Raw genomic sequence first — 25467 nt, forward strand, 5'->3', positions numbered from 1 at the left:
GCGCAGCTCCTTGCCGGTCAGCTCCAGAAAGACGTCCTCCAGTGTGTGCCGCTCCACCGAGATGCGGTCCGGCATCACCCCGTGCTGGGCGCACCAGGAGGTCACCGTCGCGAGCAGTTGCGGGTCGACCTTGCCGTTCACCCGGTAGGAGCCCGGGGTCAGCTCGGCGGCGGCGGAGTCCGGGGGCAGCGCCTTGAGCAGGGACGCGACGTCCAGTCCCGGGCGGCCCGTGAACCGCAGGGTGTTCTCGGCGCCGCCGCGGCACAGCTCCTCCGGGGAGCCCTGGGCGACGACCCGGCCGGTGTCGACGATGGCGACGTCGTCGGCCAGCTGCTCGGCCTCGTCCATGTGGTGCGTGGTGAGGATCACTGAGACCCCGTCCCCGCGCAGGTCCCGCACGAGGTCCCAGGTGGCCCGGCGGGCCTGCGGGTCCAGGCCGGCGGTCGGCTCGTCCAGGAACACCAGCTCCGGGCGGCCGACCACGGCCATCGCGAGGGCGAGCCGCTGCTGCTGCCCGCCCGAGAGCCTGCGGTACGTGGTGCGGCCGCACGAGCCGAGACCGAGCCGCTCGATCAGCGCGTCGACGTCCAGCGGGTGGGCGTGCAGCTTCGCGACGTGGCGCAGCATCTCGTCCGCGCGGGCACCGGAGTAGACGCCCCCGGACTGGAGCATCACGCCGATGCGCGGGCGCAGCTCGGCGCCCTGCCGCACCGGGTCCAGGCCCAGGACGCGCACCGTCCCGGAGTCCGGTCTGCGGTACCCCTCACAGGTCTCGACCGTGGTCGTCTTGCCCGCCCCGTTGGGGCCGAGCACGGCGGTGACGCCCGTGCGGGCCACCAGGTCGAGGCCGTCCACCGCGGTCTTCGTTCCGTACCGCTTCACCAGGGCCTGGACCTGGACCACGGGCTCGCTTCGCATGGGTCACGAGTTTAGGGAGACGGACGACCTGCCGGGCGCGGGGGTGTGGAAAACCGTGGGTAACCCCTCCGGCCCGGGGCGGGGCTCACTCGCGGGGGCGGTGCAGGGGCAGCCACCGCTCGGCGTACGCGACCGCGTCGGTCAACGGGAACAGGCGTGCCTCGGCCGCGCCGACCCTGCCGCGCACCACGGGGCGGTCCCGTTCGAAGTCGTGGCCCAGTTCGTCGAAGCGCTCCGAGGTGATTGACACCTCCGTCACCCGCTCCCAGCCCACCGGCCCCGGGCGCCCCACCTCCACCAGCGGGGCGTGGATCCGGTACTCGGCGAGGTGGAAGGCGGTGCACGCGTCGTAGCCCGCGCCGAGCAGCAGGACGCGGGCGTCCAGCCGTTCCAGCGCGGCCAGGGGGCTCCGCTCGCCCAGCCGGCAGTCGGTCGCGTGGTCGGCGACCACCTCCTCGGCGCGGGCGCCGAGGGCCGCGAAGGAGGTCTGCGGATGGGCGCTGCGCCGGGCACCCGGCCAGGTGCGCACCGTCTCGGGGACCACCCCGACGCCGCGCGAGGGCGTGATCAGCGGGTCGTAGGCGGGCGTCGCGGCGCGCACGGTCTCCCACCACTCCTCGGGCACCGGCGGGCTGGTCCACAGGGCCGGGTCGGAGAGGTCGCCGGTCTGGGTCGGGACCACCAGGGTGCCGCTCGGGCCGAGGACGTCGAGCAGCGCCTGGACCACCGCGACGGGGCCGCCGCAGACCCAGCCGAGGGAGCTGAGGGAGGAGTGCACGAGGAGGGTGTCGCCGGTCCGCACACCCAGTTCGCGCAGCCCGGCTGCGATCGAGCCGCGGGTGACGAGTGGGCCGGTCGGAGGCGGTGTGGGCATGCGGGGGAGTGTTCCGGAAGCCGGTCGTGGACGCCAGTGGATTGCTCCCGGCTGATCGATCAAAGATCGTTTCCGCAGGTCAGTTTAGGTATGCCTAAGTGACGCAGGGCACCGTCCGATGATCCGGACGCGGCTTGCCCGCCCCGAAGGAATTACGCAACAATGGCGTTGTGAAAAACGTCGGTGAGGCTCCGCAGGAGGAACTCGCGACCGGTGAGCGGTCCACCCGCAACCGGGTCGCGCGCTCCATCCTGGACCACGGGCCGTCCACTGTCGCCGAGCTCGCCGGACGCCTGGGCCTGACCCAGGCCGCCGTCCGGCGCCACCTCGACGCCCTGGTCGCCGACGACGTGGTCGAGCCCCGCGAGCAGCGGGTCTACGGCGCGCGCACACGCGGGCGGCCCGCCAAGGTCTTCGCGCTCACCGACTGCGGCCGGGACGCCTTCGACCAGTCGTACGACAAGCTGGCCGCCGACGCCCTGCGCTGGATCGCCGAGCAGGAGGGCGGGGAGCAGGCGATCGCCGCCTTCGCCCGCGCCCGGATCGCCGCCCAGTCGGGCGCGTACCGCGCGGCCGTGGAGTCCGTCCCCGCCGAGAAGCGCGCCGAAGCGCTGGCCAAGGCCCTGAGCGAGGACGGGTACGCTGCTACCGCGCGGAGCGCACCCCACCCCCAGCAGGGCGAGCAGCTGTGCCAGCACCACTGCCCGGTCGCCCACGTCGCGGAGCAGTTCCCGCAGCTGTGCGAGGCGGAGACGGAATTTTTCGCCGAGCTGCTCGGTACGCATGTACAGCGTCTCGCGACCATCGCGCACGGCGACGGGGTCTGCACCACGTTCATTCCGAAGACTTCGCACGCGCCACCCCCGGCGCGCGCGTCCGAGAACACCGCTAACGCATCTGCAAGCACGGCCGGGAGGAACCCCGCATGACTCTCCCCACGGAGACTGCTCACCCCGAGCTCGAGGGCCTGGGCAAGTACGAATACGGCTGGGCCGACTCCGACACGGCCGGCGCCTCTGCCAAGCGCGGCATCAACGAGGACGTCGTCCGCGACATCTCCGCGAAGAAGAACGAGCCGGAGTGGATGACCAAGCTCCGTCTCAAGGGCCTGCGCCTCTTCGAGAAGAAGCCCATGCCGAACTGGGGCTCGGACCTGTCGGGGATCGACTTCGACAACATCAAGTACTTCGTGCGCTCCACGGAGAAGCAGGCGGAGTCCTGGGAGGACCTGCCCGAGGACATCAAGAACACGTACGACAAGCTCGGCATCCCCGAGGCGGAGAAGCAGCGCCTCGTCGCCGGTGTCGCCGCGCAGTACGAGTCGGAGGTCGTCTACCACCAGATCCGCGAGGACCTGGAGGAGCAGGGCGTCATCTTCCTGGACACCGACACGGCCCTGAAGGAGCACCCGGAGCTCTTCAAGGAGTACTTCGGCACCGTCATCCCGGTCGGTGACAACAAGTTCGCCTCGCTGAACAGCGCCGTGTGGTCCGGCGGCTCCTTCATCTACGTGCCGAAGGGCGTGCACGTCGAGATCCCGCTCCAGGCCTACTTCCGCATCAACACGGAGAACATGGGCCAGTTCGAGCGGACCCTGATCATCGTCGACGAGGGTGCCTACGTGCACTACGTCGAGGGCTGCACCGCGCCGATCTACAAGTCGGACTCGCTGCACTCCGCGGTCGTCGAGATCATCGTCAAGAAGAACGCCCGCTGCCGCTACACGACCATCCAGAACTGGTCGAACAACGTCTACAACCTGGTCACCAAGCGCGCCGTGGCGTACGAGGGCGCGACCATGGAGTGGATCGACGGCAACATCGGCTCCAAGGTGACGATGAAGTACCCGGCCGTCTACCTGATGGGTGAGCACGCCAAGGGCGAGACCCTGTCCATCGCCTTCGCGGGCGAGGGCCAGCACCAGGACGCCGGCTCCAAGATGGTCCACATGGCGCCGAACACCTCCTCCAACATCGTCTCGAAGTCCGTGGCGCGCGGCGGCGGCCGCACCTCCTACCGCGGTCTGGTCGAGATCGGCGAGGGCGCCCACGGCTCCAAGTCGAACGTGCTGTGCGACGCGCTGCTGGTCGACACCATCTCCCGCTCCGACACGTACCCCTACGTGGACGTCCGCGAGGACGACGTGTCCATGGGCCACGAGGCGACCGTCTCCAAGGTCTCCGAGGACCAGCTCTTCTACCTGATGAGCCGCGGCCTGAGCGAGTTCGAGGCGATGGCGATGATCGTGCGCGGCTTCGTCGAGCCGATCGCCAAGGAGCTGCCCATGGAGTACGCCCTCGAGCTCAACCGGCTGATCGAGCTGCAGATGGAGGGCGCGGTCGGCTGACCCCCGCCGCCCCCGCAGCAGTCACCAGATCCAGGAACGTAGGAAGAGAGCAGACCGACAGCCATGGCTGAGGCTCAGAACATCCCCGTGGGGTCCACCACCGCGGGCCAGATCGCGGTGGCCGCCGAGTCGACCGTCGCCACGCGCATGAGCGCGCCCGCGTCCTTCGACGTGGCGGACTTCCCGGTCCCCCACGGCCGCGAGGAGGAATGGCGGTTCACCCCGCTGGAGCGGCTGCGCGGGCTGCACGACGGCACCGCCGCCGCCACCGGTGACGGAGTGAAGGTCGACGTCGAGGCGCCCGAGGGCGTCGTCGTCGAGACCGTCGGCCGCGACGACGCACGCATCGGCAGGGCCGGGACCCCCGTGGACCGGGTCGCCGCCCAGGCCTACTCGTCCTTCGAGAAGGCCGGCGTGATCACCGTCCCCAAGGAGACGGTCCTCACCGAGCCGATCCGCATCGCCGTGCACGGCGAGGGCGGCACCCGCTTCGGCCACCAGGTGATCGAGCTCGGCGCCTTCGCCGAGGCCGTGGTCGTCATCGACCACACCGGCGACGCGGTGCTCGCCGCCAACGTCGACTACGTCCTGGGCGACGGCGCCAAGCTGACCGTCGTCTCCGTCCAGGACTGGGACGACAAGGCCGTCCACGTCGGCCAGCACAACGCGCTCGTCGGCCGCGACGCGACCTTCAAGTCCTTCGTCGTCACCTTCGGCGGCGACCTGGTCCGGCTGCACCCGCGGGTGGCCTACGCCGGACCCGGCGGCGAGGCCGAGCTGTTCGGTCTGTACTTCACCGACGCGGGCCAGCACCAGGAGCACCGCCTCCTGGTCGACCACAACGTCCCGCACTGCAAGTCGAACGTCGTCTACAAGGGCGCGCTCCAGGGCGACGACGCGCACGCGGTCTGGATCGGCGACGTGCTCATCGAGGCCGCGGCCGAGGGCACCGACACCTACGAGATGAACCGCAACCTCGTCCTCACCGACGGCGCGCGGGTCGACTCGGTGCCGAACCTGGAGATCGAGACCGGCGAGATCGTCGGCGCCGGTCACGCCTCCGCCACCGGCCGCTTCGACGACGAGCAGCTCTTCTACCTGATGGCGCGCGGCATCCCCGAGCTGGACGCCCGCCGCCTGGTGGTCCACGGCTTCTTCGCCGAGCTGGTCCAGCAGATCGGCGTCGCGGACATCGAGGAGCGCCTGCTCAGCAAGATCGCCGAGGAGCTGGAGGCGTCGGTCGCATGACCTTCGTACGCGTCTGTGGAGCGGACGAGCTGGAGGAGGACACCCCCAAGCGGGTGGAACTCGACGGCACGCCGATCTCCGTCGTGCGCACCGAGGGCGAGCTGTTCGCGATCCACGACATCTGCTCGCACGCGAACGTCTCGCTGGCCGAGGGCGAGGTCGACGACTGCCACATCGAGTGCTGGCTGCACGGCTCGCGCTTCGACCTCCGCTCCGGCAAGCCCGACAGTCTTCCGGCGACGCGCCCCGTCCCCGTTTACCCCGTAAAGATCGAAGGGGACGACGTGCTCGTCTCCCTCACCCAGGAGTCCTGAGGCACCCATGGCAACGCTTGAAATCCGAGACCTGCACGTCACCGTCGAGGCCGACAACGCCACGAAGGAGATCCTCAAGGGCGTCGACCTCACCGTGAAGCAGGGCGAGACGCACGCCATCATGGGCCCCAACGGCTCCGGCAAGTCGACCCTCGCCTACTCGCTGGCGGGTCACCCCAAGTACACGATCACCGGCGGCACCGTCACCCTCGACGGCGAGGACGTCCTGGAGATGTCCGTCGACGAGCGCGCCCGCGCCGGCCTCTTCCTCGCCATGCAGTACCCGGTCGAGGTCCCCGGCGTCTCCGTCTCCAACTTCCTGCGCACCTCCGCCACCGCCGTCCGCGGCGAGGCTCCCAAGCTGCGGCACTGGGTCAAGGAGGTCAAGGAGGCCATGGAGCGCCTCAACATGGACCCCGCCTTCGCCGAGCGCAACGTCAACGAGGGCTTCTCCGGCGGTGAGAAGAAGCGCCACGAGATCCTCCAGCTGGAGCTGCTCAAGCCGAAGGTCGCGATCCTCGACGAGACCGACTCCGGCCTCGACGTCGACGCCCTGCGCGTCGTCTCCGAGGGCGTCAACCGCGTCCGCGAGACCGGCGAGGTCGGCACGCTGCTGATCACGCACTACACGCGCATCCTGCGCTACATCAAGCCCGACCACGTCCACGTCTTCGCCAACGGCCGCATCGCCGAGTCCGGCGGCGCCGAGCTGGCCGACAAGCTGGAGGCCGAGGGCTACGAGGCATACACGAAGGGCGGCGCATCCGAGTGACACAGCTGCCGGGCCTCCTCGACACCGAGGCGATCCGCAAGGACTTCCCCATCCTGGACCGCCAGGTCCACGACGGGCACAAGCTCGTGTACCTGGACAACGCGGCGACCAGCCAGAAGCCGCGGCAGGTGCTGGACGCGCTCAGCGAGTACTACGAGCGCTACAACGCCAACGTCCACCGCGGCGTGCACGTCCTCGCCGAGGAGGCCACGGCGCTGTACGAGGGCGCGCGTGACAAGGTCGCGGAGTTCATCAACGCGCCCTCGCGCGACGAGGTGATCTTCACCAAGAACGCCTCGGAGTCGCTCAACCTGGTCGCGAACATGCTGGGCTGGGCCGACGACCCCTACCGCGTGGACCACGAGACCGAGATCGTCATCACGGAGATGGAGCACCACTCCAACATCGTGCCGTGGCAGCTGCTCTCGCAGCGCACCGGCGCGAAGCTCCGCTGGTTCGGTCTCACGGACGACGGCCGCCTGGATCTGTCCAACATCGACGAGGTCATCACCGAGAAGACGAAGATCGTCTCCTTCGTGCTGGTCTCCAACATCCTGGGCACCCAGAACCCGGTCGAGGCGATCGTGCGCCGCGCCCAGGAGGTCGGCGCGCTCGTGTGCATCGACGCCTCCCAGGCCGCGCCGCACATGCCGCTGGACGTACAGGCCCTCCAGGCCGACTTCGTGGCCTTCACCGGTCACAAGATGTGCGGTCCGACCGGCATCGGCGTCCTGTGGGGCCGCCAGGAGCTGCTCGAGGACCTCCCGCCGTTCCTCGGCGGCGGCGAGATGATCGAGACCGTCTCGATGCACTCCTCCACCTACGCTCCGGCCCCGCACAAGTTCGAGGCGGGCACGCCCCCGATCGCGGGTGCGGTCGGCCTGGGCGCGGCGATCGACTACCTGAACTCGATCGGCATGGACAAGATCCTCGCCCACGAGCACGCGCTGACCGAGTACGCGGTCAAGCGCCTGCTGGAGGTCCCTAACCTGCGCATCATCGGCCCCACCACGGCCGAGGAGCGCGGCGCGGCGATCTCCTTCACGCTGGGGGACATCCACCCGCACGACGTGGGCCAGGTCCTCGACGAGCAGGGCATCGCGGTCCGGGTCGGCCACCACTGCGCCCGCCCGGTCTGCCTGCGCTACGGAATTCCTGCGACCACGCGAGCGTCGTTCTATCTGTACTCCACGCCGGCCGAGATCGACGCGCTGGTCGACGGCCTGGAGCACGTACGGAACTTCTTCGGCTGACGGGACGAGCGAAGAGCATGAAGCTGGACTCCATGTACCAGGAAGTCATCCTGGACCACTACAAGAACCCGCACGGGCGGGGCTTGCGGGATGGCGACGCCGAGGTCCACCACGTCAACCCGACATGCGGCGACGAGATCACGCTCCGTGTGAAGTACGACGGGACGACGATCAGCGACGTCAGCTACGAGGGCCAGGGCTGCTCCATCAGCCAGGCGAGCGCCTCCGTGCTGAACGACCTGCTGGTCGGCAAGGACCTCGCCCAGGCGCAGCGCATCCAGGAGACCTTCCTGGAGCTGATGCAGTCCAAGGGCAGGATCGAGCCCGACGACGCGATGGAGGAGGTCCTGGAGGACGCGGTCGCGTTCGCCGGGGTCTCGAAGTACCCGGCCCGGGTCAAGTGCGCCCTGCTGAGCTGGATGGCCTGGAAGGACGCGACCGCCCAGGCGCTGGACGGCGCCGACGCCGAGAAGGAGACGACGGCATGAGCGAGACCCTGGAGATGAAGCCGGCCTCGGAGGAGGAACTCCGCGAGGCCCTGATGGACGTCGTGGACCCCGAGCTGGGCATCGACGTCGTCAACCTCGGCCTGATCTACGGCATCCACGTCGACGACGCGAACATCGCGACCGTCGACATGACCCTGACGTCGGCGGCCTGTCCGCTGACCGACGTGATCGAGGACCAGGCCAAGTCCGCCACGGACGGCCTCGTCAGCGAGCTGCGCATCAACTGGGTCTGGATGCCGCCGTGGGGCCCCGACAAGATCACGGACGACGGACGCGAGCAGCTGCGCGCGCTCGGGTTCAACGTCTGAGACACATCGGCAGCAGCGTTTTCGGGAGCGGCGGCACCTCCGGGTGTCGCCGTTCCCGTGTTCGCACCCGCCCGCGTCCCGCGTTATGTACGCTCGTACACATGGGATATCTGCTCCTGGCCGGAGCCATCGCCGCCGAGGTCGCCGGCACCACCGCCATGAAGTACAGCGAGGGCTTCAGCAGACTCGTGCCGTCCCTGCTGACGGCACTCGCCTATGTCCTCTCCTTCGCGCTGCTCGCCCAGACCCTGAAGATCCTCGCCGTCGGCACGGCCTACGCCATCTGGGCCGGAGTGGGCACCGCCGCCATCGCCACCATCGGCGTCGCCTTCATGGGCGAGGGCATGACGCTCACCAAGGCCGCGGGCATCGCGCTGATCATCATCGGCGTCGTCGTCCTCAACCTGGGCGGAGCGCACTGATGCCCCGCCGCCACGATCCGGAGCGCCGCCAGCGCATCATCGACGCCGCGATCAGGGTGGTCGGGCGGGCGGGCATCGCCGGGCTCAGCCACCGCAGCGTCGCCGCCGAGGCGGACGTGCCGCTCGGCTCCACGACGTACCACTTCGCGACCCTCGACGACCTCATGGTCGCCGCCCTGCGCCAGGCCAACGAGGGCTTCGCCCGGGTCGTCGCGGCGCACCCCGCCCTGTCCGACCCCCAAGCCGACCTGCCCGGCGAACTCGCCCGCGTCCTCGGCGCATGGCTGGGCGGCGACCGCACCGGCGTGGAGCTGGAGTACGAGCTGTACCTCGCCGCTCTGCGCCGTCCCGCGCTGCGCCCGGTCGCCGCCGAGTGGGCCGAGGGCGTGGGCGCCCTGCTCGCCGCCCGCACGGACCCCACGACGGCCCGCGCCCTGGTCGCCGTACTGGACGGCGTCTGCCTCCAGGTGCTGCTGACGGACACGCCCTACGACGAGGAGTACGCCCGGGAGGTGCTGACCCGGCTGATCCCCGCGCCCGGCACGCGAGACGCTCCCGGGCCCGGCTCGCATCGGCGGGCGGCGGCCGGTTAGGTTGCCCTCATGACCGACACGACTGCTCCCCGCACCACCGGCGCCGTGGCCGCCGGCCTCGCCACGATCGCCGCCGACGGCACCGTCCTCGACACCTGGTTCCCGGCCCCCGAACTGTCCGACGAGCCCGGTCCCTCCGGCACCGAGCGCCTCACCGCCGAACAGGCCGCCGAACTCCTGGGCGGCGGCGCGACCGCCGCGGTCGGTCCGGACGCCCGCCGCGGCGTCGAGGTGGTCGCGGTCCGCACGGTCATCTCCTCGCTGGACGAGAAGCCGGTCGACACCCACGACGTCTACCTGCGGCTGCACCTGCTCTCCCACCGCCTGGTCAAGCCGCACGGCCAGAGCCTGGACGGCATCTTCGCCCACCTCGCCAACGTCGCCTGGACCTCGCTCGGCCCGGTCGCCGTCGACGACATCGAGAAGGTCCGTCTCAACGCCCGCGCCGAGGGCCTGCACCTCCAGGTCACCTCGATCGACAAGTTCCCCCGCATGACGGACTACGTCGCCCCCAAGGGCGTCCGCATCGCCGACGCCGACCGCGTCCGCCTCGGCGCGCACCTGGCCGAGGGCACCACGGTCATGCACGAGGGCTTCGTCAACTTCAACGCCGGCACGCTGGGCACCTCGATGGTCGAGGGCCGCATCTCCGCGGGCGTCGTCGTCGGCGACGGCTCCGACATCGGCGGCGGCGCCTCCACCATGGGGACCCTCTCCGGCGGCGGCAACGTCCGCATCGTCATCGGCGAGCGCTGCCTGGTCGGCGCCGAGGCGGGCGTCGGCATCGCCCTGGGCGACGAGTGCGTGGTCGAGGCCGGCCTCTACGTCACCGCGGGCACCCGCGTCACGATGCCCGACGGCCAGGTCGTCAAGGCCCGTGAACTCTCCGGCGCCTCCAACATCCTCTTCCGCCGCAACTCGGTCACCGGCACGGTCGAGGCCCGCCCGAACAACGCGGTGTGGGGCGGCCTGAACGAGGTCCTGCACAGCCACAACTGATCACGGGCGGCCGTGACCTGCGGCCGTCTTATGGATCAACGCCCTGACCTGCTGCTGAGCTGTCGGTAGCTGTCGACGTTGGTCATTGTTGAGCGCCCTTCCACGGCCCTAGGACGGCCCGGGAGGGCGCTCTCTCGATGGGCCCCTCTTGCAAGATCCTCGGCGTCAAGAGGGCGACGCAGCACCCCATCGCAGCAATTGGGGTAAACCGCTGTCCAGGTGGGAGTGGGGAAACTACAGTGGTCAAGTGCTGAAGAAGCTGCGCCTGAATCACTTCAAGGGCTTCGCCGAGTTCGAAATTAATTTCGGGCAGGAAGTAGTCCTAGTTGGACCCAACAATGCCGGGAAGAGCACCATTATCTCGGCCCTAAGGCTCGCGGCGGAGGAAGTATCTTTCGCTCGCCGTAGGAACTGTCGCGACCGATTCGATCTGGATGGTAATAAGTGGGCTCTGGGTCATCAACTCTCTAGCGGAATTGGAAACCCATCCGGATTTGTAGGTGAAAATATCCGGCATGAGTTTCGAGAATCTGAAACACGGCTTGAGTTGACGTTCAGTTCCGGAGCGACTCTCAAATCTGTATGGCCGGTGGGAGAGTTTCCATTTTTCTGTCTGGTTAAAGATGATGGGTCGCTTGTTAGTACAAGCGCCGTCGCTAGGTCTGTGACGCCGTCAATTGGTGTCGTTCCTACTTTGACCCCTGTTCAGCATCGTGAGCTTATTCTGACGGAAAAGTACGTCAGGGAAAGTCAGACGACGCGTCTATCGAGCAGTCATTTCAGAAATCAACTCTACTATCTCAGGCGGGAGGACCCAGACGCTTACCGCGATCTGAGCGATTTCATCCTAGATAATACTCCCGAGATTCAAGAAATTAGCATTGAGGCGAGCTCTACTGGCGATGCCACTGAACTTGACCTGTACTTCACTGAGACTGCTACAAGGTCCGTCAAAGAGCTCTTTTGGGCCGGTGATGGGCTTCAGATTTGGCTCCAATTCTTGCTCCATCTGTATCGCCACAGGGCCGCTAAGACGCTTGTTTTGGACGAGCCAGACGTCTTCTTGCATCCAGATTTGCAGCGCAGGCTAGTTAACGTTCTGGAAGAGAGAGATCAGCAGTGGATCCTTGCTACTCACGCTCCTGAGATCCTAGCTGAGGCCCGCAGAGACGCGGTGATCCTGGTAGACAGAACGCGCAAGCGCGCTAGGCATCTTCGCGACTCAAAGTCGATGGAGCAGGCTAGTCAGTCGCTTGGCACGGGGTTTAACCTAGGTCTCGCACGAGCACTTCGCTCTAAAGTGGCCCTCTTCGTGGAGGGGCAGGACATGAAGATCCTGCGGAATGTCGCACGCAAGGTTGGCGCTAGTAGGCTCGCCAGAGAAAAAGGCGTTGCCGTCATTCCTCTCGGTGGTTTCGATAAGTGGGCTCAAGCTGGTTCGTTTGCCACGCTTAGTGAAAGTCTGCTTGGCGATTCGGTGAAGGTGCACGTTATTCTCGATCGGGATAATCGAACCGAAGGCCAAGCTTTCGATGTGACCAGCGCGCTATCGCGATCGGGGGTGCACTGTCATGTTTGGCAGAAGAAAGAACTTGAAAGCTACTTTTTGATTCCAAGTGTTATTTCGAGACTCTCCGGCGCGGATTTTTCGCTCAGTCGAGATCTATTGGCCGAGGCGATCAGTGAGCAGAAGGTGGATGCTCAAGCCCAGTTCCTGTATCGCCGCCAGACGGACCTTGTAAGTGCGAGCTCACATGCCATGGAAGTTACGCGAGCCGCCATCCCGGAGTTTGATCAGTGGTGGGATGATGAAGAGAAGAGGGCGGGGATGGTCCCTCCGAAAAAGGTTCTCTCGTCTCTGAATGTGAAATTGATGGGGCGTGGCTACAAGGCTATCAGTGTTCGTGCAATTTCGAACAATATGAGAGCAGAAGAAGTTGTTCCCGAGCTCCGAGATCTCCTCTTGGAGATTGAGTCTGCCATCGCCGGATATTAGCGTTCGGCGTCACGAACTTCTACGATAGGTCGGTGGAGCGGCTTTGGGCTGGAGCTGCTTTGGGGCGAGTGATCTTGGCCCCGTAAGCTGATGGCGAGTCGGGCAGTCTGTGGACCTGCCCGTTAAAGCACGACGTTGGGGCCAAGATCTTAGAGGCTCGCCCCAAAGTGGCTGCCTAAAGCCGTGGAGCCGACCGCCCAGCCACAGAGGGTGTCTCCCCACTTCATGCCCGCAGCCGCCGAGCGCGCCGCCGGGCGCGGCCAGCCGGGGCGAAGACAGGAGGCGGGCCGCGCCGTGGAGGCGGCGCGCGCCCGCGCCGTGCGCGGGCCTTGATGAAGTAGGGAAAGTTCTACCGCGTCCATGATCCGGAACGGATGCTCCCGGGCTGTCGGCTACGTGCCCGTCTCGGCTACCGTGCGACCTATGCCCTCTGGATTGGACACGCCTCAAGGCGCTGCCGAACTGGCCGAGTCGCTGTTGCCCCCGCTTGGGAACCGCTGGCTGCACACTCAGGCCGTCGCGGCTCGTGCCCAAGAGGTATCCGCGGCTGTGCCCGAGGAGGATCGCGATCTGCTTGTGGCTGCGGCCTGGCTGCATGACCTCGGCTACGCGCCCGAGCTGCGGGACACGGGGTTCCACCCGATCGATGGTGCGCGGCATCTCGAATCGCTCGGGGCGCCGGCACGGCTCGTCCGCCTGGTCGCTCACCACTCCGGGGCTGTCTACGAGGCCGAACAGCGTGGGCTGACTGCGGAGCTGGACGTCTACGAGCGGGAAGACTCGCCGGTCCTGGATGCCCTGATCTACGCGGACATGACGACCGGTCCGGCCGGGCAGTCCTTCGACTTCGATCGCCGCATTGACGAGATCCTGGAGCGGTACGCGGAGGGCAGTGAAGTCCATAACGCGATCAGCAAGGCGCGTCCGTATCTCGGGGCCGCCGTCGAGCGGACGCGCGCTCGCCTCGCACGTTAGCCGATGTGAGGAGCGGTCTCGTCGGATAGGCCGTGATCGATCCGCATCCGCATCGACGGGTGGATGTTCAGGCTGTCGAGTCGGCTCGGGTCCACGAACGCCACCTCCTTGCTCTCGCTGCTCGTGCGCAGCTCGCCGCCGACGATGCGGGCGCGGAAGCAGATGGAGAACTGCTGGCGGACCTCGCCGTCGTCGTACGCCATGACGTGAGCCGGGTTGGTGTAGATGCCGACCAGGCTCGTCACCTCGACGTCGAAGCCGGTTTCTTCCTTCGTCTCCCGTACGGCGGCGTCGGGGGCCGACTCGCCCACGTCGACTCCGCCGCCGGGCAGGGCCCAGAGGTTGTTGTCTGTCTTATGGATGAGCAGGACTTCCCCGGCCTCGTTGACCGCCACCGCGGTTACTGAGGGGACGATGCTGTTCGCCTTCGGGGCGTCCGGGTCGTTGAAGTAGTCGATGCGGGCCATGGGTCAAGCCTCGCATGTCCGGGGGCTGGTGGCGGTTGTGCCGGCATCCCCCTACGCGGGGCCTCCGCGCTCCCAGGCGTAGTCGAAGCTGCGCATGTAGTGCCGGAACGTCCGGGCTCCCGGGATGTACCGGAAGTGCAGGACCGGGTTCTGTCCGGCCGGTGCTCCGAGGACATGCGGGTTCACCAACACGTCGTCGTCGAAGCGGTAGATCGAGTTGTAGAGGATCGTGTCGTGCAAGCGGACCTCGACGCCGGGTGTCGTCATCGCCGGTTCGAGGTAGCGACGTGTAATGCGGGCGCGTGCGGCCAGGTCGCCGCCGATGCCCTCCTCCTCGCCGCGCTGGCGGACCATTTCGGAGTCGGGGTCTCCCAGGAGGATCCGGATCTGTGCCCCGGCCTTGGCCTTCTCCGCCAACTGGTCCGGCAGGTCCGGGTGACTGTCGAAGAGGAACAGTCCCGCGTACACGAGGACGTCTACCTGGTCCTTGGCCTTCTCGATCAACGATGACCACAGGGCGGTCGGCACGGCTCCCCGGTGCGGGTAGTACGTGATCAGTTCCGACGTACTCGCGGTCTCCGCCTGCTTCTGCACGCTGGGCCAGATGTAGACCTCATCGACGCCGAGGAAGCTCGCAGCCTTCCAGCGGTGTCCCCGGTGCGGCGTGCGGTCCGTTGTGATCCACCGTTCCACGCTCTTGGGGTCCACTCCGACGTGCTGAGCCACGGACTGGATCGTCTTGCCCTTCGCTGAAATCGCCGCGCGCAGACGCTCGTTCGCCATGACGTGTCCTCCCCTGGGACGCCGTAGGGACGTTTTGACGATAGCTCAGACGTCCCTAAACGTCCATACGGACCGTGATGCGTCCACTACCTCTCGCGGTCTCCTGATCTCACCGCCGCATTGCGGCTCAACTGAGAACAGGAGAACAGACGATGCGTCAGATCCCCGTCGACACCTCCACCGCCACCGTGATGGTGGCCCAGGTCCCCGAGCCGAAGATCCGTGACCGCCGTACCGGCGAGATCGCCACCGACGCCGAGACCGGCGCGACCCTGATGACCGTGAACGTGATGTTCGCCCTCAACGGCGACGTCGAGATCCTGAGCGTCACCGTGCCGGAGACCGGCGTCTCCGGAGAGCTGACCATGGGCACCCCGGTCGCGCTCACGGGACTGATCGCCCGACCGTGGGAGAACGAGTTCAACGGCCAGAAGCGGCACGGGATCGCCTTCCGCGCGGTCGCCGTCACCTCGCTCGCCGCCGACATGTCGAAGTCGAAGGCGGCCTGACCGTGACGTCGCTCATCGTCCTTCTGGTGCTGGTCGCCGCCGCTGCGGGACTCCTGCGGTGGCGGCGCCCCGCCTGGTTCTGGCTGACCTTCGGGGTCACCTTCGCGGCCCTCCGGGTCCTGGTCCGGTACGGCTCGGTCATGGACGCCTGCGGCCTGACGGTTCCCGCCGCCCGCTGGCGCATCGGCCTGGCCCGGATGACCAACCGGCCCGTCCCCGGCCCTCGCGCCCCGCGCATCCTCCGGGTGCGGCCGACCCGGACCGGCCTGGTGCTCCGGCTCAAGCTCCGGCCCGGTCAGGACGCCTTCGACGTAGCCGCGTCGTGCGACCGGCTCCGGCACTCGTTCACCGTGTACGGCGTCACCTCCCGTGAGCTGCGCTCCGGCGTGGTCGAAGTGCGGATGACCGGCTATGACGTGCTCAAGCGCGTGCAGATGCCCGCCGTGACCGAGACCCGTCCGATGCGTGTTCCGGTGGCCCTGCGCGAGGACGGCTCGGTCCACTTCCGCGACTACCGCACGGTTCCGCACGCGCTGACGCTGGGCGCCACGGAGTCCGGCAAGTCGGTCTATCAGCGCAACCTCGTCGCCGCCCTCGCCTCACAGCGGGTCGCCCTGGTCGGCATCGACTGCAAGCAGGGCGTAGAGCTGTTCCCGCTGGCTCGTCGCTTCTCCGCGCTGGCCGACAACCCCGACTCCGCCGCCGAACTCCTCGACGCGCTCGTGTCCCACATGGAGGACGTCTACCAGCTCATCCGTGCCGAACAGCGGATCACCGCTGACGTGCCGGACGCCGAGATCGCCGCCGATATCTGGGACCTGCGCGAGGACCTGCGCCCGATACCCATCGTGGTCCTGGTCGACGAGGTGGCCGAACTCGCCCTCTTCGCGACCAAGGACGAGGAGAAGCGGCGGGACCGGATCATCACCGCGCTCGCCCGTCTCGCCCAGCTCGGCCGCGCTGCCGGCATCTACCTCGAAATCTGCGGACAGCGGTTCGGCTCCGAACTCGGCAAGGGCATCACGATGCTCCGTGCCCAGCTCACCGGGCGTACGGCACACCGCGTCAACGACGAGTCCAGCGCCAACATGGCCTTCGGTGACATCGCTCCGGATGCCGTGCTGGCCGCGATCCAGATCCCCACGGACACGCCGGGCGTCGCCGTCACGGGTGACTCCACGGGCGGCTGGGCCCGTATCCGTGCCCCTCACACCTCGCTGCGGCAGGCCGTGAACATCTGCAACCGGCACGCCGACCTGACCCCGGACGTCCCCGCTCTGGCTCCCTTCCGGCCCGCGCTCGGCGCTCCCGCTCCGGCCCTGGTGCCCGCCGTCGAGTCCGCTCCGGCTGCGGCCTGAGACCGCCCTCTCCCTGGCCTGACCCTCGCGAAGGAGGTGACGACATGACCCGCTCGATTCGCCCGGACGCCGTTCTCGTTCAGGCCGTGATCGCCGGTGCCCTGTCCTTCGCCCACCTGCACGACCTCGCCGCTGCTGCCGGGCAGACAGGTTGGAAGGCATGGGCCTACCCGGTCAGTGTCGACCTGCTGTTGGTCGCGGCCTGGCGACGACTGCGCAACGACGGGCCGTCCCGACTGGCCTGGTGCTGGTTCCTCATCGCCCTGGTGGCCTCGCTCGGTGCCAACGTCGCCACGGCCGGGTTCCTCGACCTGGAGCACCCGCCCGCTCTCCTCCGGCTCGGCGTCGCCGGGTGGCCTGCCCTCGCCTTCCTCGGCGGCACGCTGCTCGCCCACGCTCCCAACTCCGCCACCGAAGACCGGACGCCGGTTCCGTCGCCGCCCACGGCGGCCTCCGCCTCGGACCCCGGCCCAGAGCCCGTTCCCGCCGCTGAGCCTGAGCCCGTCTCGGCCGCTGACGACACCCCGGCTCTCCCGGCCGCTGAGCCTGCTCCTGCGGTGCCGGTCCCGGCCGCGCTGGTCGACCACGCCCGCAAGGTCGCCGCCGACCACGAGCAACGGACCGGTGCCCGCATCGACACCGACACGCTTCGCGCCCGCCTCGGCGTCCCCGCGCCCATGGCGGATGCCATCGCCGCTCAACTCGCCTGAACCGAGAGGAGATCACCGTCATGCCTGCCCGCGACTTCTTCCACTCCGTGATGCGGATCGGACCGGTGCAGATCGGTACCCACCGCGACCGCCACGGCCAGACCAAGCACGCCGCCGTGTGCAGCTCGGACGGCTGCGGTTGGTCCGCCGACTACACCAGCCAGTCCGCCGCACAGCTCGCCGCCCGCACCCACCGCTGCAAGGTCCGCTAGGAGGCCATCGTCATGGACGTCCCGCTCTGGTTCGCCCTGCTCTGCGTCGGAGTCCTCGGCGTCAAGCTCATCCGCCCGCCCTGGTGGCTGATCGGCGTGCTCCTGCTCGGCGGGTTCCTCCTCGCCGACAGCGTCTTCGCCCCCGCCGTCGACGGCTTCGTTAAGTAGTCCACCCAGAAGGGAGATCATCCATGCTGCGTCCCAAGGTCCCGACCAACCCCGCGCCCACGGGCTTCGTGTCCCCGCCCGCCGTCATCGAGCCGACCGCCGTCGTGCCGAGCGTCCAGGCCCCGCCTCCCGTCGTGGCGGCTCCGGCGCCCGCTCGTCCCACGGTTCAGCTCACGCCCGGCTCCGTGCTCGCCCTCGTCGGTGGCGGCACTGCCGTGGTCCTCGTCGTCGGCGCCGTCCTCGTCTCGATGCTGCTCGCGGTCGCCATCACGGGCGCCTCGGTCGCCGTGTGCGCCGTCGTCCTGCGCTCGCTGCTCGCCTCCGAGTCCAAGCGGCGCTGACCGGCCCCCGGAGCGGCCTCAACCGCCAAGTCTCGTCCGCTCCGGGCGCCGTCCCTGTCCGATCTCTCAACCGGAAGGAACCTCCATCATGACCGGCTCCGCCCCGGCCACCGCCGCATCCCCGCGGATCTGCCCGAACTGCGACGGCTTCGCCACCGCCGCCGTATCCTCCGGCGATCGCGACGCCTCCGGGCAACTGCCCACGCTCGCCGTCGACTGCCCGGCCTGCCACGGTGCCGGCACACTGCCCGCCTCCGCCGTCCAGTTCGTCGGGGGGCGCGCATGACCAACCCCGCGACCTTCGCGGGCCTGGACCCGGTCACCCTCTCCGACACGCTGAGGGTGGCCGGGTCTCCGGGCTTCGACCGCTGGCAGGACCAGGTCCGCCGCACCGGTGGCTGCGCCGATCCGGTCCACTTGTCCGGCTGGGTCATTCACAAGGACAAGACGACCGGCGAGACCCTGCACCACTACTCAACCGAGCATGAACCGGGCGGACGCCTCCGGGTCGCCTGCGGCAACCGCCGTGCTTCTCGCTGCCCGTCCTGTGCCTGGACCTACGCGGGCGACACCTACCGTCTGATCCGCGCCGGGCTCGCCGGAGACGAGGACAAGGACATACCTGCCACGGTCCGGAATCACCCCCGCGTCTTCGCGACGCTCACGGCGCCTTCCTTCGGCCCGGTCCACAACCGGCCCGATCACGGGCCCTGCCGTTGCGGGACTCCGCACGCCTCGGATGACTCCGCCCTCGGCACGGCGCTGGACCCGGAGACGTACGACTACGCGGGCAATGTCCTGTTCAACAACCACGCCGGGGACCTCTGGCAGCGATTCACGAACCGTCTCCGGCGCGAGATCGCCGCCCGCGCGGGCCTCACGCAGCGCGAGCTGAAGGAGTGCGCTCGCCTCTCGTACGGCAAGGTCGCGGAGTTCCAGAAGCGGGGCGCCGTGCACTTCCATGCCGTGATCCGCATCGACGGGGCCGAGGGTCCAGACTCCGCGGCGCCGTCCTGGGCCAGCGCGGAGCTGCTCAGTGATGCGATCCGGGCCGCCGCCCATCACTCGTACACGACCGTCAGTGTCCCCGCCTCGGGGGACCAGCCTGCCCGTACGTTCCGGTGGGGCCGCCAACTCGACGTCCGGCCGGTCAAGGCGTTCGGAGACGGCTCCGATCTCACTGAACAGGCCGTGGCCTCGTACGTGGCGAAGTACGCGACCAAAGCCGCCGAGAACACCGGAACCCTCGATCGCCGGGTGGGCGAACTTGCCGAACTCGACCGTCACGGCGTCCCGGACCACGCCCGGCGCCTGATCACCGCATGCCGGGACCTGGACGGGCTGTATCCGGACCGGCGCCTGTGGGCCTGGGCTCACATGCTCGGCTTCCGGGGCCACTTCTCCAGCAAGAGCCGCCGCTACTCGACCACGCTCGGCGCCCTGCGACAGGCACGCGCCGACTTCCGCGCCGCGCAAGAACGCGAAGCCCTCGCACTCGAAGACCGCGAGCCTGACACCGTCCTCGTGCTGGCCGACTGGCAGTACGCGGGCCACGGTCACACCCCTGGTGAATCCGCCCTCGCCGCGACGATCGCCCGCGATCTGCAAGGCAACCGCGAGACCGCTCGCGAAGCTCTGGCAGAGCTGCACACCGAGGGGGAGTGGTGAGCATGCCGACTCGGCTGCCTGAGCGCTACCTCACGCCGGAAGACCTGGTCCAGCTCTTCGACCTCCCCAGCGTCGAGACCGTCTACCAGTGGCGACGCAAGCGTCTGGGTCCCCGCGGCTTCCGGGTCGGTCGGCACCTGCGCTACGACCCGAAGGACGTGCAGAGCTGGGTGCAGTCCCGCATGAAAGGGGCTGCTGCCTGATGGCCGGACACGTGCAAGACCGCTGGTACAAGAACGTCCCGGGCCCGGACGGCAAGACCGTCAAGGTCAAGACCGAGCGGTACGGCGTCGGACACCGCTACCGCGCCCGGTACATCGCGCCGGACGGCTCCGAGAAGTCGAAGAGCTTCCCGGACAAGCAGAAGCGCAAGGCTGACGCCTGGCTGTCCAACATCGAAGCCGACATGTCGCAAGGGCGATACATCGACCCTGCAGCGGGTGCGGTGACCTTCGGGCAGTACGCCAAGGAATGGATGGCGGGGCTCACGATCGACCCGGTGACCCGTGAGAGCGTCGAGATCCGGTTGCGGGTTCACGCCCTGCCGTACCTCGGTGACCGGCCCTTGGCATCCTTCCGGCCCTCGCACCTCCGCGCCTGGATGCGCCAGCTGGAGGAGACCGGGCGGGCGGCCTCCTACCGGCGATCCATCTTCGCCAACGTGTCCGCAGTCTTCACGGCCGCCGTGGAGGACCGGGTCATCGCCGAGAATCCCTGCCGGGCTCGCTCGGTGCGGGCGCCTGCCCTAGACGGGCGCAAGGTCAAGCCGTGGTCGGTCGACCGGGTCATGGCCATGCACGAGGCGCTGCCGGATGTCTACCGGGAGATGGTGTCCCTTGGGGCGGGCTGCGGTCTCCGGCAGGGTGAGATCTTCGGCCTGGCGGTCGAGGACGTCGACTTCCTTGGGGGAGTCCTGCGCGTCACTCGGCAGGTCAAGCTCATCCGTGGTGTTCAGGCGGTCTTCGGGCCGCCCAAGGGTGGCAAGGAACGCCACGTGCCGCTGCCCGAATCGGTCGCCGCCGCGCTGGAGGCGCACATCACCAGGCATCAGCCGGTGGACCTCACCCTGCCGTGGAAGGCGCCGGACGGGCCGCCCGTCACTGCCTCGCTGCTGTTCGTCAACGCGGGGCGCCAGTCGCTGCACCGGACTCGGTTCAACCGGGCCGTGTGGCACCCGGCGCTCGTTTCTGCCGGCATACCCCTCGGCCGTGAGAACGGTATGCACGCGCTGCGCCACTTCTACGCGTCCGTCCTCCTGGACGCGGGGGAGAGCATCAAGGCCCTGAGCGAGTACCTCGGGCACCACGACCCGAGCTTCACGCTGCGCACCTACACGCACCTGATGCCGAACAGCGAGACGCGCACTCGGGCCGCCGTCGATCGTGTCCTTCGCGGCCCGGACCACTCCCAGGACGGCCCCGATACGGCCCATGGCCCGGGTCAGGCGTCTGACCTGGAGGGTGATCAGAACAGCCACAACTGACCGACGGCGGTTCGGTGAGCGCCCTGTCCGTTTCTTGCGGGGAGGGCGCTCAGGTGGTTGCGGGGGCGGCCTGCTCCTCTTGGCGGCGCACGATCTCCGTGATCCAGGCGGGGGCGTACGGGGAGGTGCAGCCCGGGGGAGTCGGGTAGTCCTTCAGGACGCCGAGGCGTTCGCCGATGGCGAGGGCGCGGGCTCGGTGTTCGGGGTGGTCGATGCCGATCCGGGCCAGGCAGTGGTTCATCGCCCACTGGAGGCGGTCCGGGGCGTCCTTCATCTCGGACTCGACGGTGTCCAGCAGGGCCGTGAGGTCGAGACCCGCCGGGTTCCTCGTCACGCGTTCCGTGGTCAGCGCCCAGCCGGCGCTCGCGACCACCGGGTCGGGGTCGGCGGTCCAGGCCACGCGCAGTTCCTCGGCGTGCGGGTTCTTCTTCACCACGTAGTTCACCAGCCAGTCGTGCACCTTGGGGGTGCGGGCCCGGCGCAGCATGGTGTCCAGTTCGTCGCGGTCGTAGGACTTCGGGCGGCAGACCAGGAGGGCCAGCAGGCGGGCGGCGGTGTCGTCCGTGGCCCAGAGGCTGCGTGCGAGTTCGGGCTGTGTCTTCAGGCGCTTCGCGAGCGCGCGCAGCTTGGTGAGGTTCACACCGTGGTCGTCGCCGTGCTTCTCGTTCACGGCCCGGATCCGCGGGTCCTCGAGCCCGGCCAGCTCGGCCGTCACCTCGGCCGGCGTCGGCCCGGTCGGCGTCCTGTCCGGTGTCTTCTCCGGCATCTCGGCCGCCTCCTGTCGCTCCTGTCGGTCTCCTGCGCGCGCCCAGCCTACGGGGCTCACCTTTTCAGGGCCCGGTACCTCTTCAGCAGCGCGGTGATACGGGCCTGGTCTGCCGCGCCGTTCAGCTCGGTCAGGAGGTCGTCGGGGCACAGCTCGTAGTGGTCGCCCCACCAGCGGCGGCCCTTGGTGTCCCAGATGCGGTATCCGCCCGGGACGCCCCGGGCCACGTAGCGTCTTCTGCTCATCGCGCGCACCGTATCCCGCACGTACGGATGACCGCCCGTGACTTTCCGGTGGTCTTGGCGGATGAACGGGTGGACGCAGAGTCCGATCAGACGCCGATCCGACGAGACGAGGACCTGGGATGACGCCTGAGAACACGACCGAGACGCCGGACGAGCGGGTGAGGGCCGTGGCGCGCCTGCTGGCCGGGGCGGGGGCCGCGGTGCTGGTGTGCTGCGGGTCGGTGTGGGCCGCGGGCGCCGCGCACGCCGACGAGACGACGACCGGCTCCCACAACGGCCCCCGGGTGGGGCTCCTCAATGTCCACGTCGGGCAGATCGACGACCCCGCGGAGGACGTGCTGGAGCACACCCTGCTGTTCGGCGACGGCTACGCCTGGAACTGACCGGCGTCGGCGGCCAGTTCCTCGTAGGCCGCCAGCAGAGAGGCCGTGGTCTCCCGGTCCGCGGACCGCAGCGGTGCGCGGACCGGGCCCGCCGGCAGGCCCAGTGCGCCGAGGAGGGCCTTGGCGGTGACCGTGCCGGGCAGGCCGGCCGCCATCATCGACTCGACGAGCGGGACCGCCCGCCGCTGGAGCAGGGCGGCCCGGCCGGTGTCGCCCGCGTCGAAGGCGTCGAGGACGGCCCGGAACAGCTCCGGCACGACGTTGGCGACGGTGCTGACGTACCCCGCCGCTCCGATCGCGTAGAGGGGGAGGATCTGTTCGTCGCAGCCCGCGTAGTAGGCCAGACCGGTGCGGGACAGCACCTTCTGGGCGCCGAGGAGGTCGTAGGCGCAGTCCTTGACGGCGACGATGCGCGGGTGCGCGGCGAGCCGGACGACGGTGTCGGGTTCGATACGGGTGCCGGTGCGGCCCGGGATGTCGTACAGCATCACGGGCAGGCCGCTCGCGTCGGCGACCTCGCGGAAGTGCGCCTCCAGGGCGTCCTGCGGCGGCCTGCTGTAGTACGGCGCGACCACCAGCAGTCCGTCCGCCCCGGCCTTCTCGGCGGCCAGGGCCAGTTCCACGGTGTGCCGGGTCGCCGCGGTGCCGACCCCGGCGACGAGTGCCGCCCGGTCCCCGACCGCCTCCCGGACCGCCGTCACCAGCGCCGCCTTCTCGGCGTCCGTGGTGGTCGGCGACTCGCCCGTGGTGCCGGACAGCACCAGGCCGTCGCAGCCCCGCGAGACCAGCCGGTCCGCGAGCCGCTGCGCACCGTCGAGGTCGAGCGCGCCGGACCCGGTGAAGGGCGTGACCATGGCGCACAGGGCGCGGCCGAAGGGGGCGGAGTCGTCGTCTGTCGTCATGGGAGTAGTGTCGGCGGCCGAACAGTGTAGCTCCACTTAAATCTGCTACGAGGTACCTGTAAGGAATGCTTCGGAGTGGGGGGAGGAGTCAGGGACGGCGAGGGTGCGGGTGCGGGCAGGGGTAGCGCCGCTCGGCCCGGGGTACCCGGGGTGCTCCGAACCGAGAGGAGGCGGGAACACCGTGACCGGAACCATGCACACCAGGCCGGTGCGCGACGAGCAGCACTCCGTGGGCGAACTCGTCGGGCAGGCCACCGAACAGCTCTCCCGGCTCGTGCGCCAGGAAGTGGCCCTCGCCAAGATGGAACTGGCCGAGAAGGGCAAGCGCGCGGGGCGCGGCGGCGGAATGCTCGGTGCCGCGGGCGCCATCGCCTACGTGGGCCTGTTCGCGCTGGCCGGCACGGCCGCCGCCGCGCTCTCGCTGGTACTGCCCGTCTGGGCCGCGGCGCTCATCGTGACGGCGGCGCTCTTCGTGATCGCCGGCGTACTGGCCATGACCGGTCGCGCCCAGCTCCGCCGGGCCGTGCCACCCAAGCCCGAGGAGACCCTCGGCAGCGTCAGGGCCGACGTGGACCAGATCAGGGAAAGGGCACATCGATGACCGACGCGACGAGCCGGGACGGCTCGAGGAGCGGCTCCACCGAGCAGCCGGTCGGCGGGGCAAAGGGCCCCGACGAGCTGCGGAGGCAGATCGAACAGACCCGCGGCCAGCTCGGCGACACCGTGGAGGAGCTGGCGGGCAAGGCCGACGTGAAGGGCCGCGCCAAGGCCAGGGCCGCCGACCTGAAGGACAGGGCCGGCGCCATGAGCGTGCAACTGCGCAGCTCCGCAGCGCACGCCGGGCACACCGTCCAGGACAAGGCGGGCCGGGCCGGGCACACCGCGCACGACAAGGCGGGCCGGGCCCGGGATGCCGCGGAGCGGCACGCGTCGCCCGGGCGGGCCCGCGGCACGGTGCGGTCCGGGCTCGGGCATCCGCGCGCCGTGCTGGCCGCCGGGGCGGCGGCGGGCATGGTGGTCGCGGCGAGCCTCGTGCGGCGCCGTCACCACGGGCACTGCTGAGCGCCCGCCCGGGGGCGCGGTGCGGCGAGGGGCTCCGGGCGGGGCCTCTCGCCGCACCACGCTCCGCCGGTACCGGAGGTACTTGACCTCAACCTTGGTCGAGGTCGGAGGGTGGTGCGTGCACACGACGACCACCGATCACTGGAGGCCGGCATGACCCGCCGTACCGACGCCCACCCCGACCTCACCCGCTCCGACGTCCGGGCGCCCTTCTTCAGCACCTGGCGGGTCGGCACCCCCGAACGGCAGCGGCAGACCGTCGACGCCATCGCCCGCACCTGGGAGAGCCGGCCCTGGCCCGCCGAAGACCTGCACGGCTACCACGTCTACACCGGGCACGACGGCAGCACGCTGCTGCACCACTCCCAGTGGGCGAGCGAGCAGGCCTACGAGGCCTTCGTGAAGACCCAACGGCAGGAGCGCGTCGACGAGATCGACACCGCCGTGCCGGGCATCGAGCGGCTGGGGCTCGGCAGGTACCGGCGCTACCGCAGCGCCACCCGCGAGGACCGGGCGGCAGCCGCGGTCCCCGGCTGCATCGTGATCGTGGACGTCGAGTTCGAGGGACCCGACCCCGACCGGCAGCGCGCCTGGGTCGACGCCGTCTTCGAGGCCCTGGAGAGCGAGCCGACACCGAGCCCGGGAGGAATCTCCGCCCACTTCCACCTCAGCACCGACGGCACCCGCGTCCTCAACTACGCCGAGTGGGAGAGCGCACAGGCCCACCTCGACGCCCTCGCCGCACCCGGGGACGGTGTCGGCTCGGCGACGCCCGAGTGGAAGCGGGTGCACGACTGGCCGGGCGTGCGCGGCGGCACGGTCAGCCGCTACGACCACGTGCTGGGCCTCGTGCCCCGCTGAAGCCGACGAAGCCGCGGAACC

The 25467-nt window shown here is 69.3% G+C and carries 34 protein-coding genes; 27 read left to right on the forward strand and 7 right to left on the reverse strand.

The window, feature by feature from the left end; translation table 11 throughout:
* Together ACFYZ3_RS03850 and ACFYZ3_RS03855 are read right to left on the reverse strand one after the other, a co-directional pair.
* On the reverse strand, positions 1-918 hold a 918-nt coding region (locus tag ACFYZ3_RS03850), incomplete at its 3' end, for an ABC transporter ATP-binding protein (protein ID WP_388513780.1).
* Between the two features lie 85 nt (positions 919-1003).
* Positions 1004-1792 carry an AAC(3) family N-acetyltransferase gene (locus ACFYZ3_RS03855; RefSeq protein WP_352176898.1) on the reverse strand — a complete coding sequence of 263 codons (789 nt, stop codon included), beginning with the start codon at positions 1790-1792 and terminating at the stop codon, positions 1004-1006.
* 170 nt (positions 1793-1962) lie between these two features.
* On the opposite strand from ACFYZ3_RS03855, the gene ACFYZ3_RS03860 reads away from it, so the two are divergent.
* From ACFYZ3_RS03860 to ACFYZ3_RS03920, 13 genes are all read left to right on the forward strand, one after another.
* Entirely contained in the window at positions 1963-2721 is a 759-nt protein-coding gene (locus ACFYZ3_RS03860; protein WP_003976893.1) for a metalloregulator ArsR/SmtB family transcription factor, read from the forward strand.
* Positions 2718-4139 (forward strand): Fe-S cluster assembly protein SufB, encoded by a 1422-nt coding sequence (gene sufB, locus ACFYZ3_RS03865; RefSeq protein WP_003976894.1) that lies wholly within the window; start codon positions 2718-2720, stop codon positions 4137-4139. The genes ACFYZ3_RS03860 and sufB overlap by 4 nt, the downstream gene beginning before the upstream one ends.
* 63 nt (positions 4140-4202) lie before the next feature.
* Entirely contained in the window at positions 4203-5387 is a 1185-nt protein-coding gene (sufD, locus tag ACFYZ3_RS03870) for a Fe-S cluster assembly protein SufD (RefSeq protein ID WP_388513782.1), read from the forward strand.
* Complete coding sequence (locus ACFYZ3_RS03875; protein ID WP_003976896.1) at positions 5384-5701, forward strand: non-heme iron oxygenase ferredoxin subunit; 318 nt, start codon at positions 5384-5386, stop codon at positions 5699-5701. Before sufD ends, ACFYZ3_RS03875 begins: the two co-directional genes overlap by 4 nt.
* A gap of 7 nt (positions 5702-5708) precedes the next feature.
* Entirely contained in the window at positions 5709-6473 is a 765-nt protein-coding gene (gene sufC / locus ACFYZ3_RS03880; RefSeq protein WP_031046948.1) for a Fe-S cluster assembly ATPase SufC, read from the forward strand.
* Entirely contained in the window at positions 6470-7726 is a 1257-nt protein-coding gene (locus ACFYZ3_RS03885; protein WP_388513784.1) for a cysteine desulfurase, read from the forward strand. Before sufC ends, ACFYZ3_RS03885 begins: the two co-directional genes overlap by 4 nt.
* A gap of 17 nt (positions 7727-7743) precedes the next feature.
* Positions 7744-8214: a Fe-S cluster assembly sulfur transfer protein SufU gene (gene sufU, locus ACFYZ3_RS03890; protein WP_030868583.1), complete on the forward strand. Its 471-nt coding sequence runs from the start codon at positions 7744-7746 to the stop codon at positions 8212-8214.
* Entirely contained in the window at positions 8211-8543 is a 333-nt protein-coding gene (locus ACFYZ3_RS03895; RefSeq protein ID WP_003976900.1) for a metal-sulfur cluster assembly factor, read from the forward strand. Before sufU ends, ACFYZ3_RS03895 begins: the two co-directional genes overlap by 4 nt.
* A gap of 101 nt (positions 8544-8644) precedes the next feature.
* Positions 8645-8965, forward strand: a complete 321-nt coding sequence (locus ACFYZ3_RS03900; protein ID WP_003976901.1) for a multidrug efflux SMR transporter — start codon at positions 8645-8647, stop codon at positions 8963-8965.
* Positions 8965-9558, forward strand: a complete 594-nt coding sequence (locus ACFYZ3_RS03905; RefSeq protein WP_388513786.1) for a TetR/AcrR family transcriptional regulator — start codon at positions 8965-8967, stop codon at positions 9556-9558. Before ACFYZ3_RS03900 ends, ACFYZ3_RS03905 begins: the two co-directional genes overlap by 1 nt.
* Positions 9559-9567: 9 nt before the next feature.
* Positions 9568-10557, forward strand: a complete 990-nt coding sequence (gene dapD / locus ACFYZ3_RS03910; RefSeq protein WP_109031970.1) for a 2,3,4,5-tetrahydropyridine-2,6-dicarboxylate N-succinyltransferase — start codon at positions 9568-9570, stop codon at positions 10555-10557.
* Positions 10558-10804: 247 nt separating this feature from the next.
* Positions 10805-12553 carry an ATP-dependent endonuclease gene (locus tag ACFYZ3_RS03915; RefSeq protein WP_388513788.1) on the forward strand — a complete coding sequence of 583 codons (1749 nt, stop codon included), beginning with the start codon at positions 10805-10807 and terminating at the stop codon, positions 12551-12553.
* Positions 12554-12976: 423 nt separating this feature from the next.
* On the forward strand, positions 12977-13528 hold the full coding sequence (locus ACFYZ3_RS03920) for an HD domain-containing protein (RefSeq protein ID WP_388513790.1): 552 nt from the start codon (positions 12977-12979) through the stop codon (positions 13526-13528).
* Here ACFYZ3_RS03920 and ACFYZ3_RS03925 read toward each other — a convergent pair.
* Positions 13525-13995: an NUDIX hydrolase gene (locus tag ACFYZ3_RS03925; RefSeq protein ID WP_189749928.1), complete on the reverse strand. Its 471-nt coding sequence runs from the start codon at positions 13993-13995 to the stop codon at positions 13525-13527. The two genes, ACFYZ3_RS03920 and ACFYZ3_RS03925, sit on opposite strands and share 4 nt — an antisense overlap.
* Positions 13996-14046: 51 nt before the next feature.
* Positions 14047-14778 (reverse strand): XRE family transcriptional regulator, encoded by a 732-nt coding sequence (locus ACFYZ3_RS03930; RefSeq protein WP_381667246.1) that lies wholly within the window; start codon positions 14776-14778, stop codon positions 14047-14049.
* Between the two features lie 152 nt (positions 14779-14930).
* On the opposite strand from ACFYZ3_RS03930, the gene ACFYZ3_RS03935 reads away from it, so the two are divergent.
* The 10 genes from ACFYZ3_RS03935 to ACFYZ3_RS03980 all read left to right on the forward strand — a co-directional run bounded on the left by ACFYZ3_RS03935 (position 14931) and on the right by ACFYZ3_RS03980 (position 21227).
* Complete coding sequence (locus ACFYZ3_RS03935) at positions 14931-15287, forward strand: hypothetical protein (protein WP_326653622.1); 357 nt, start codon at positions 14931-14933, stop codon at positions 15285-15287.
* Positions 15288-15289: 2 nt separating this feature from the next.
* Complete coding sequence (locus tag ACFYZ3_RS03940; protein ID WP_388513791.1) at positions 15290-16645, forward strand: FtsK/SpoIIIE domain-containing protein; 1356 nt, start codon at positions 15290-15292, stop codon at positions 16643-16645.
* A 44-nt stretch (positions 16646-16689) separates the two neighbouring features.
* The gene (locus ACFYZ3_RS03945; protein ID WP_388513793.1) at positions 16690-17355 is read left to right on the forward strand and encodes a DUF2637 domain-containing protein; all 666 of its coding nucleotides are present in this window, start codon (positions 16690-16692) and stop codon (positions 17353-17355) included.
* A gap of 20 nt (positions 17356-17375) precedes the next feature.
* Positions 17376-17567: a mobile element transfer protein gene (locus ACFYZ3_RS03950; RefSeq protein WP_007387681.1), complete on the forward strand. Its 192-nt coding sequence runs from the start codon at positions 17376-17378 to the stop codon at positions 17565-17567.
* 12 nt (positions 17568-17579) lie between these two features.
* Complete coding sequence (locus ACFYZ3_RS03955; protein WP_063789674.1) at positions 17580-17735, forward strand: hypothetical protein; 156 nt, start codon at positions 17580-17582, stop codon at positions 17733-17735.
* Positions 17736-17758: 23 nt separating this feature from the next.
* A complete protein-coding gene (locus tag ACFYZ3_RS03960; RefSeq protein ID WP_361461873.1) occupies positions 17759-18076 on the forward strand; it encodes a SpdD-like protein in 318 nt (105 codons plus the stop codon).
* A gap of 88 nt (positions 18077-18164) precedes the next feature.
* Positions 18165-18362, forward strand: a complete 198-nt coding sequence (locus tag ACFYZ3_RS03965; protein WP_191850935.1) for a hypothetical protein — start codon at positions 18165-18167, stop codon at positions 18360-18362.
* Positions 18359-19744: a replication initiator protein RepSA gene (gene repSA / locus ACFYZ3_RS03970; protein WP_191850937.1), complete on the forward strand. Its 1386-nt coding sequence runs from the start codon at positions 18359-18361 to the stop codon at positions 19742-19744. The genes ACFYZ3_RS03965 and repSA overlap by 4 nt, the downstream gene beginning before the upstream one ends.
* Positions 19745-19746: 2 nt before the next feature.
* Entirely contained in the window at positions 19747-19947 is a 201-nt protein-coding gene (locus tag ACFYZ3_RS03975) for an AlpA family transcriptional regulator (RefSeq protein ID WP_153180436.1), read from the forward strand.
* Positions 19947-21227, forward strand: a complete 1281-nt coding sequence (locus ACFYZ3_RS03980; protein WP_388513797.1) for a tyrosine-type recombinase/integrase — start codon at positions 19947-19949, stop codon at positions 21225-21227. The genes ACFYZ3_RS03975 and ACFYZ3_RS03980 overlap by 1 nt, the downstream gene beginning before the upstream one ends.
* A 49-nt stretch (positions 21228-21276) precedes the next feature.
* Here the strand turns inward: ACFYZ3_RS03980 and ACFYZ3_RS03985 are convergent, their stop codons facing one another.
* A complete protein-coding gene (locus ACFYZ3_RS03985) occupies positions 21277-21993 on the reverse strand; it encodes a DNA alkylation repair protein (RefSeq protein ID WP_388513798.1) in 717 nt (238 codons plus the stop codon).
* 56 nt (positions 21994-22049) lie between these two features.
* Positions 22050-22238 carry a hypothetical protein gene (locus ACFYZ3_RS03990; protein WP_388513799.1) on the reverse strand — a complete coding sequence of 63 codons (189 nt, stop codon included), beginning with the start codon at positions 22236-22238 and terminating at the stop codon, positions 22050-22052.
* Between the two features lie 119 nt (positions 22239-22357).
* Here ACFYZ3_RS03990 and ACFYZ3_RS03995 point away from each other — a divergent pair, with 119 nt between their 5' ends.
* Positions 22358-22621, forward strand: a complete 264-nt coding sequence (locus tag ACFYZ3_RS03995; RefSeq protein ID WP_388513800.1) for a hypothetical protein — start codon at positions 22358-22360, stop codon at positions 22619-22621.
* On the opposite strand, the gene dapA is transcribed toward ACFYZ3_RS03995, so the two are convergent.
* Complete coding sequence (gene dapA / locus ACFYZ3_RS04000; protein WP_388513802.1) at positions 22606-23523, reverse strand: 4-hydroxy-tetrahydrodipicolinate synthase; 918 nt, start codon at positions 23521-23523, stop codon at positions 22606-22608. The two genes, ACFYZ3_RS03995 and dapA, sit on opposite strands and share 16 nt — an antisense overlap.
* A 181-nt stretch (positions 23524-23704) precedes the next feature.
* Here dapA and ACFYZ3_RS04005 point away from each other — a divergent pair, with 181 nt between their 5' ends.
* The 3 genes from ACFYZ3_RS04005 to ACFYZ3_RS04015 all read left to right on the forward strand — a co-directional run bounded on the left by ACFYZ3_RS04005 (position 23705) and on the right by ACFYZ3_RS04015 (position 25446).
* Complete coding sequence (locus ACFYZ3_RS04005) at positions 23705-24124, forward strand: phage holin family protein (RefSeq protein ID WP_226030390.1); 420 nt, start codon at positions 23705-23707, stop codon at positions 24122-24124.
* Positions 24121-24585: a DUF3618 domain-containing protein gene (locus ACFYZ3_RS04010; RefSeq protein WP_388513803.1), complete on the forward strand. Its 465-nt coding sequence runs from the start codon at positions 24121-24123 to the stop codon at positions 24583-24585. The genes ACFYZ3_RS04005 and ACFYZ3_RS04010 overlap by 4 nt, the downstream gene beginning before the upstream one ends.
* Before the next feature lie 153 nt (positions 24586-24738).
* Complete coding sequence (locus ACFYZ3_RS04015; protein ID WP_388513804.1) at positions 24739-25446, forward strand: antibiotic biosynthesis monooxygenase; 708 nt, start codon at positions 24739-24741, stop codon at positions 25444-25446.
* The last annotated feature ends 21 nt before the right edge of the window (positions 25447-25467 follow it).

The organism is Streptomyces sp. NPDC001599 (assembly GCF_042893535.1).
In the GTDB taxonomy this organism is placed as follows: Bacteria; Actinomycetota; Actinomycetes; order Streptomycetales; family Streptomycetaceae; genus Streptomyces.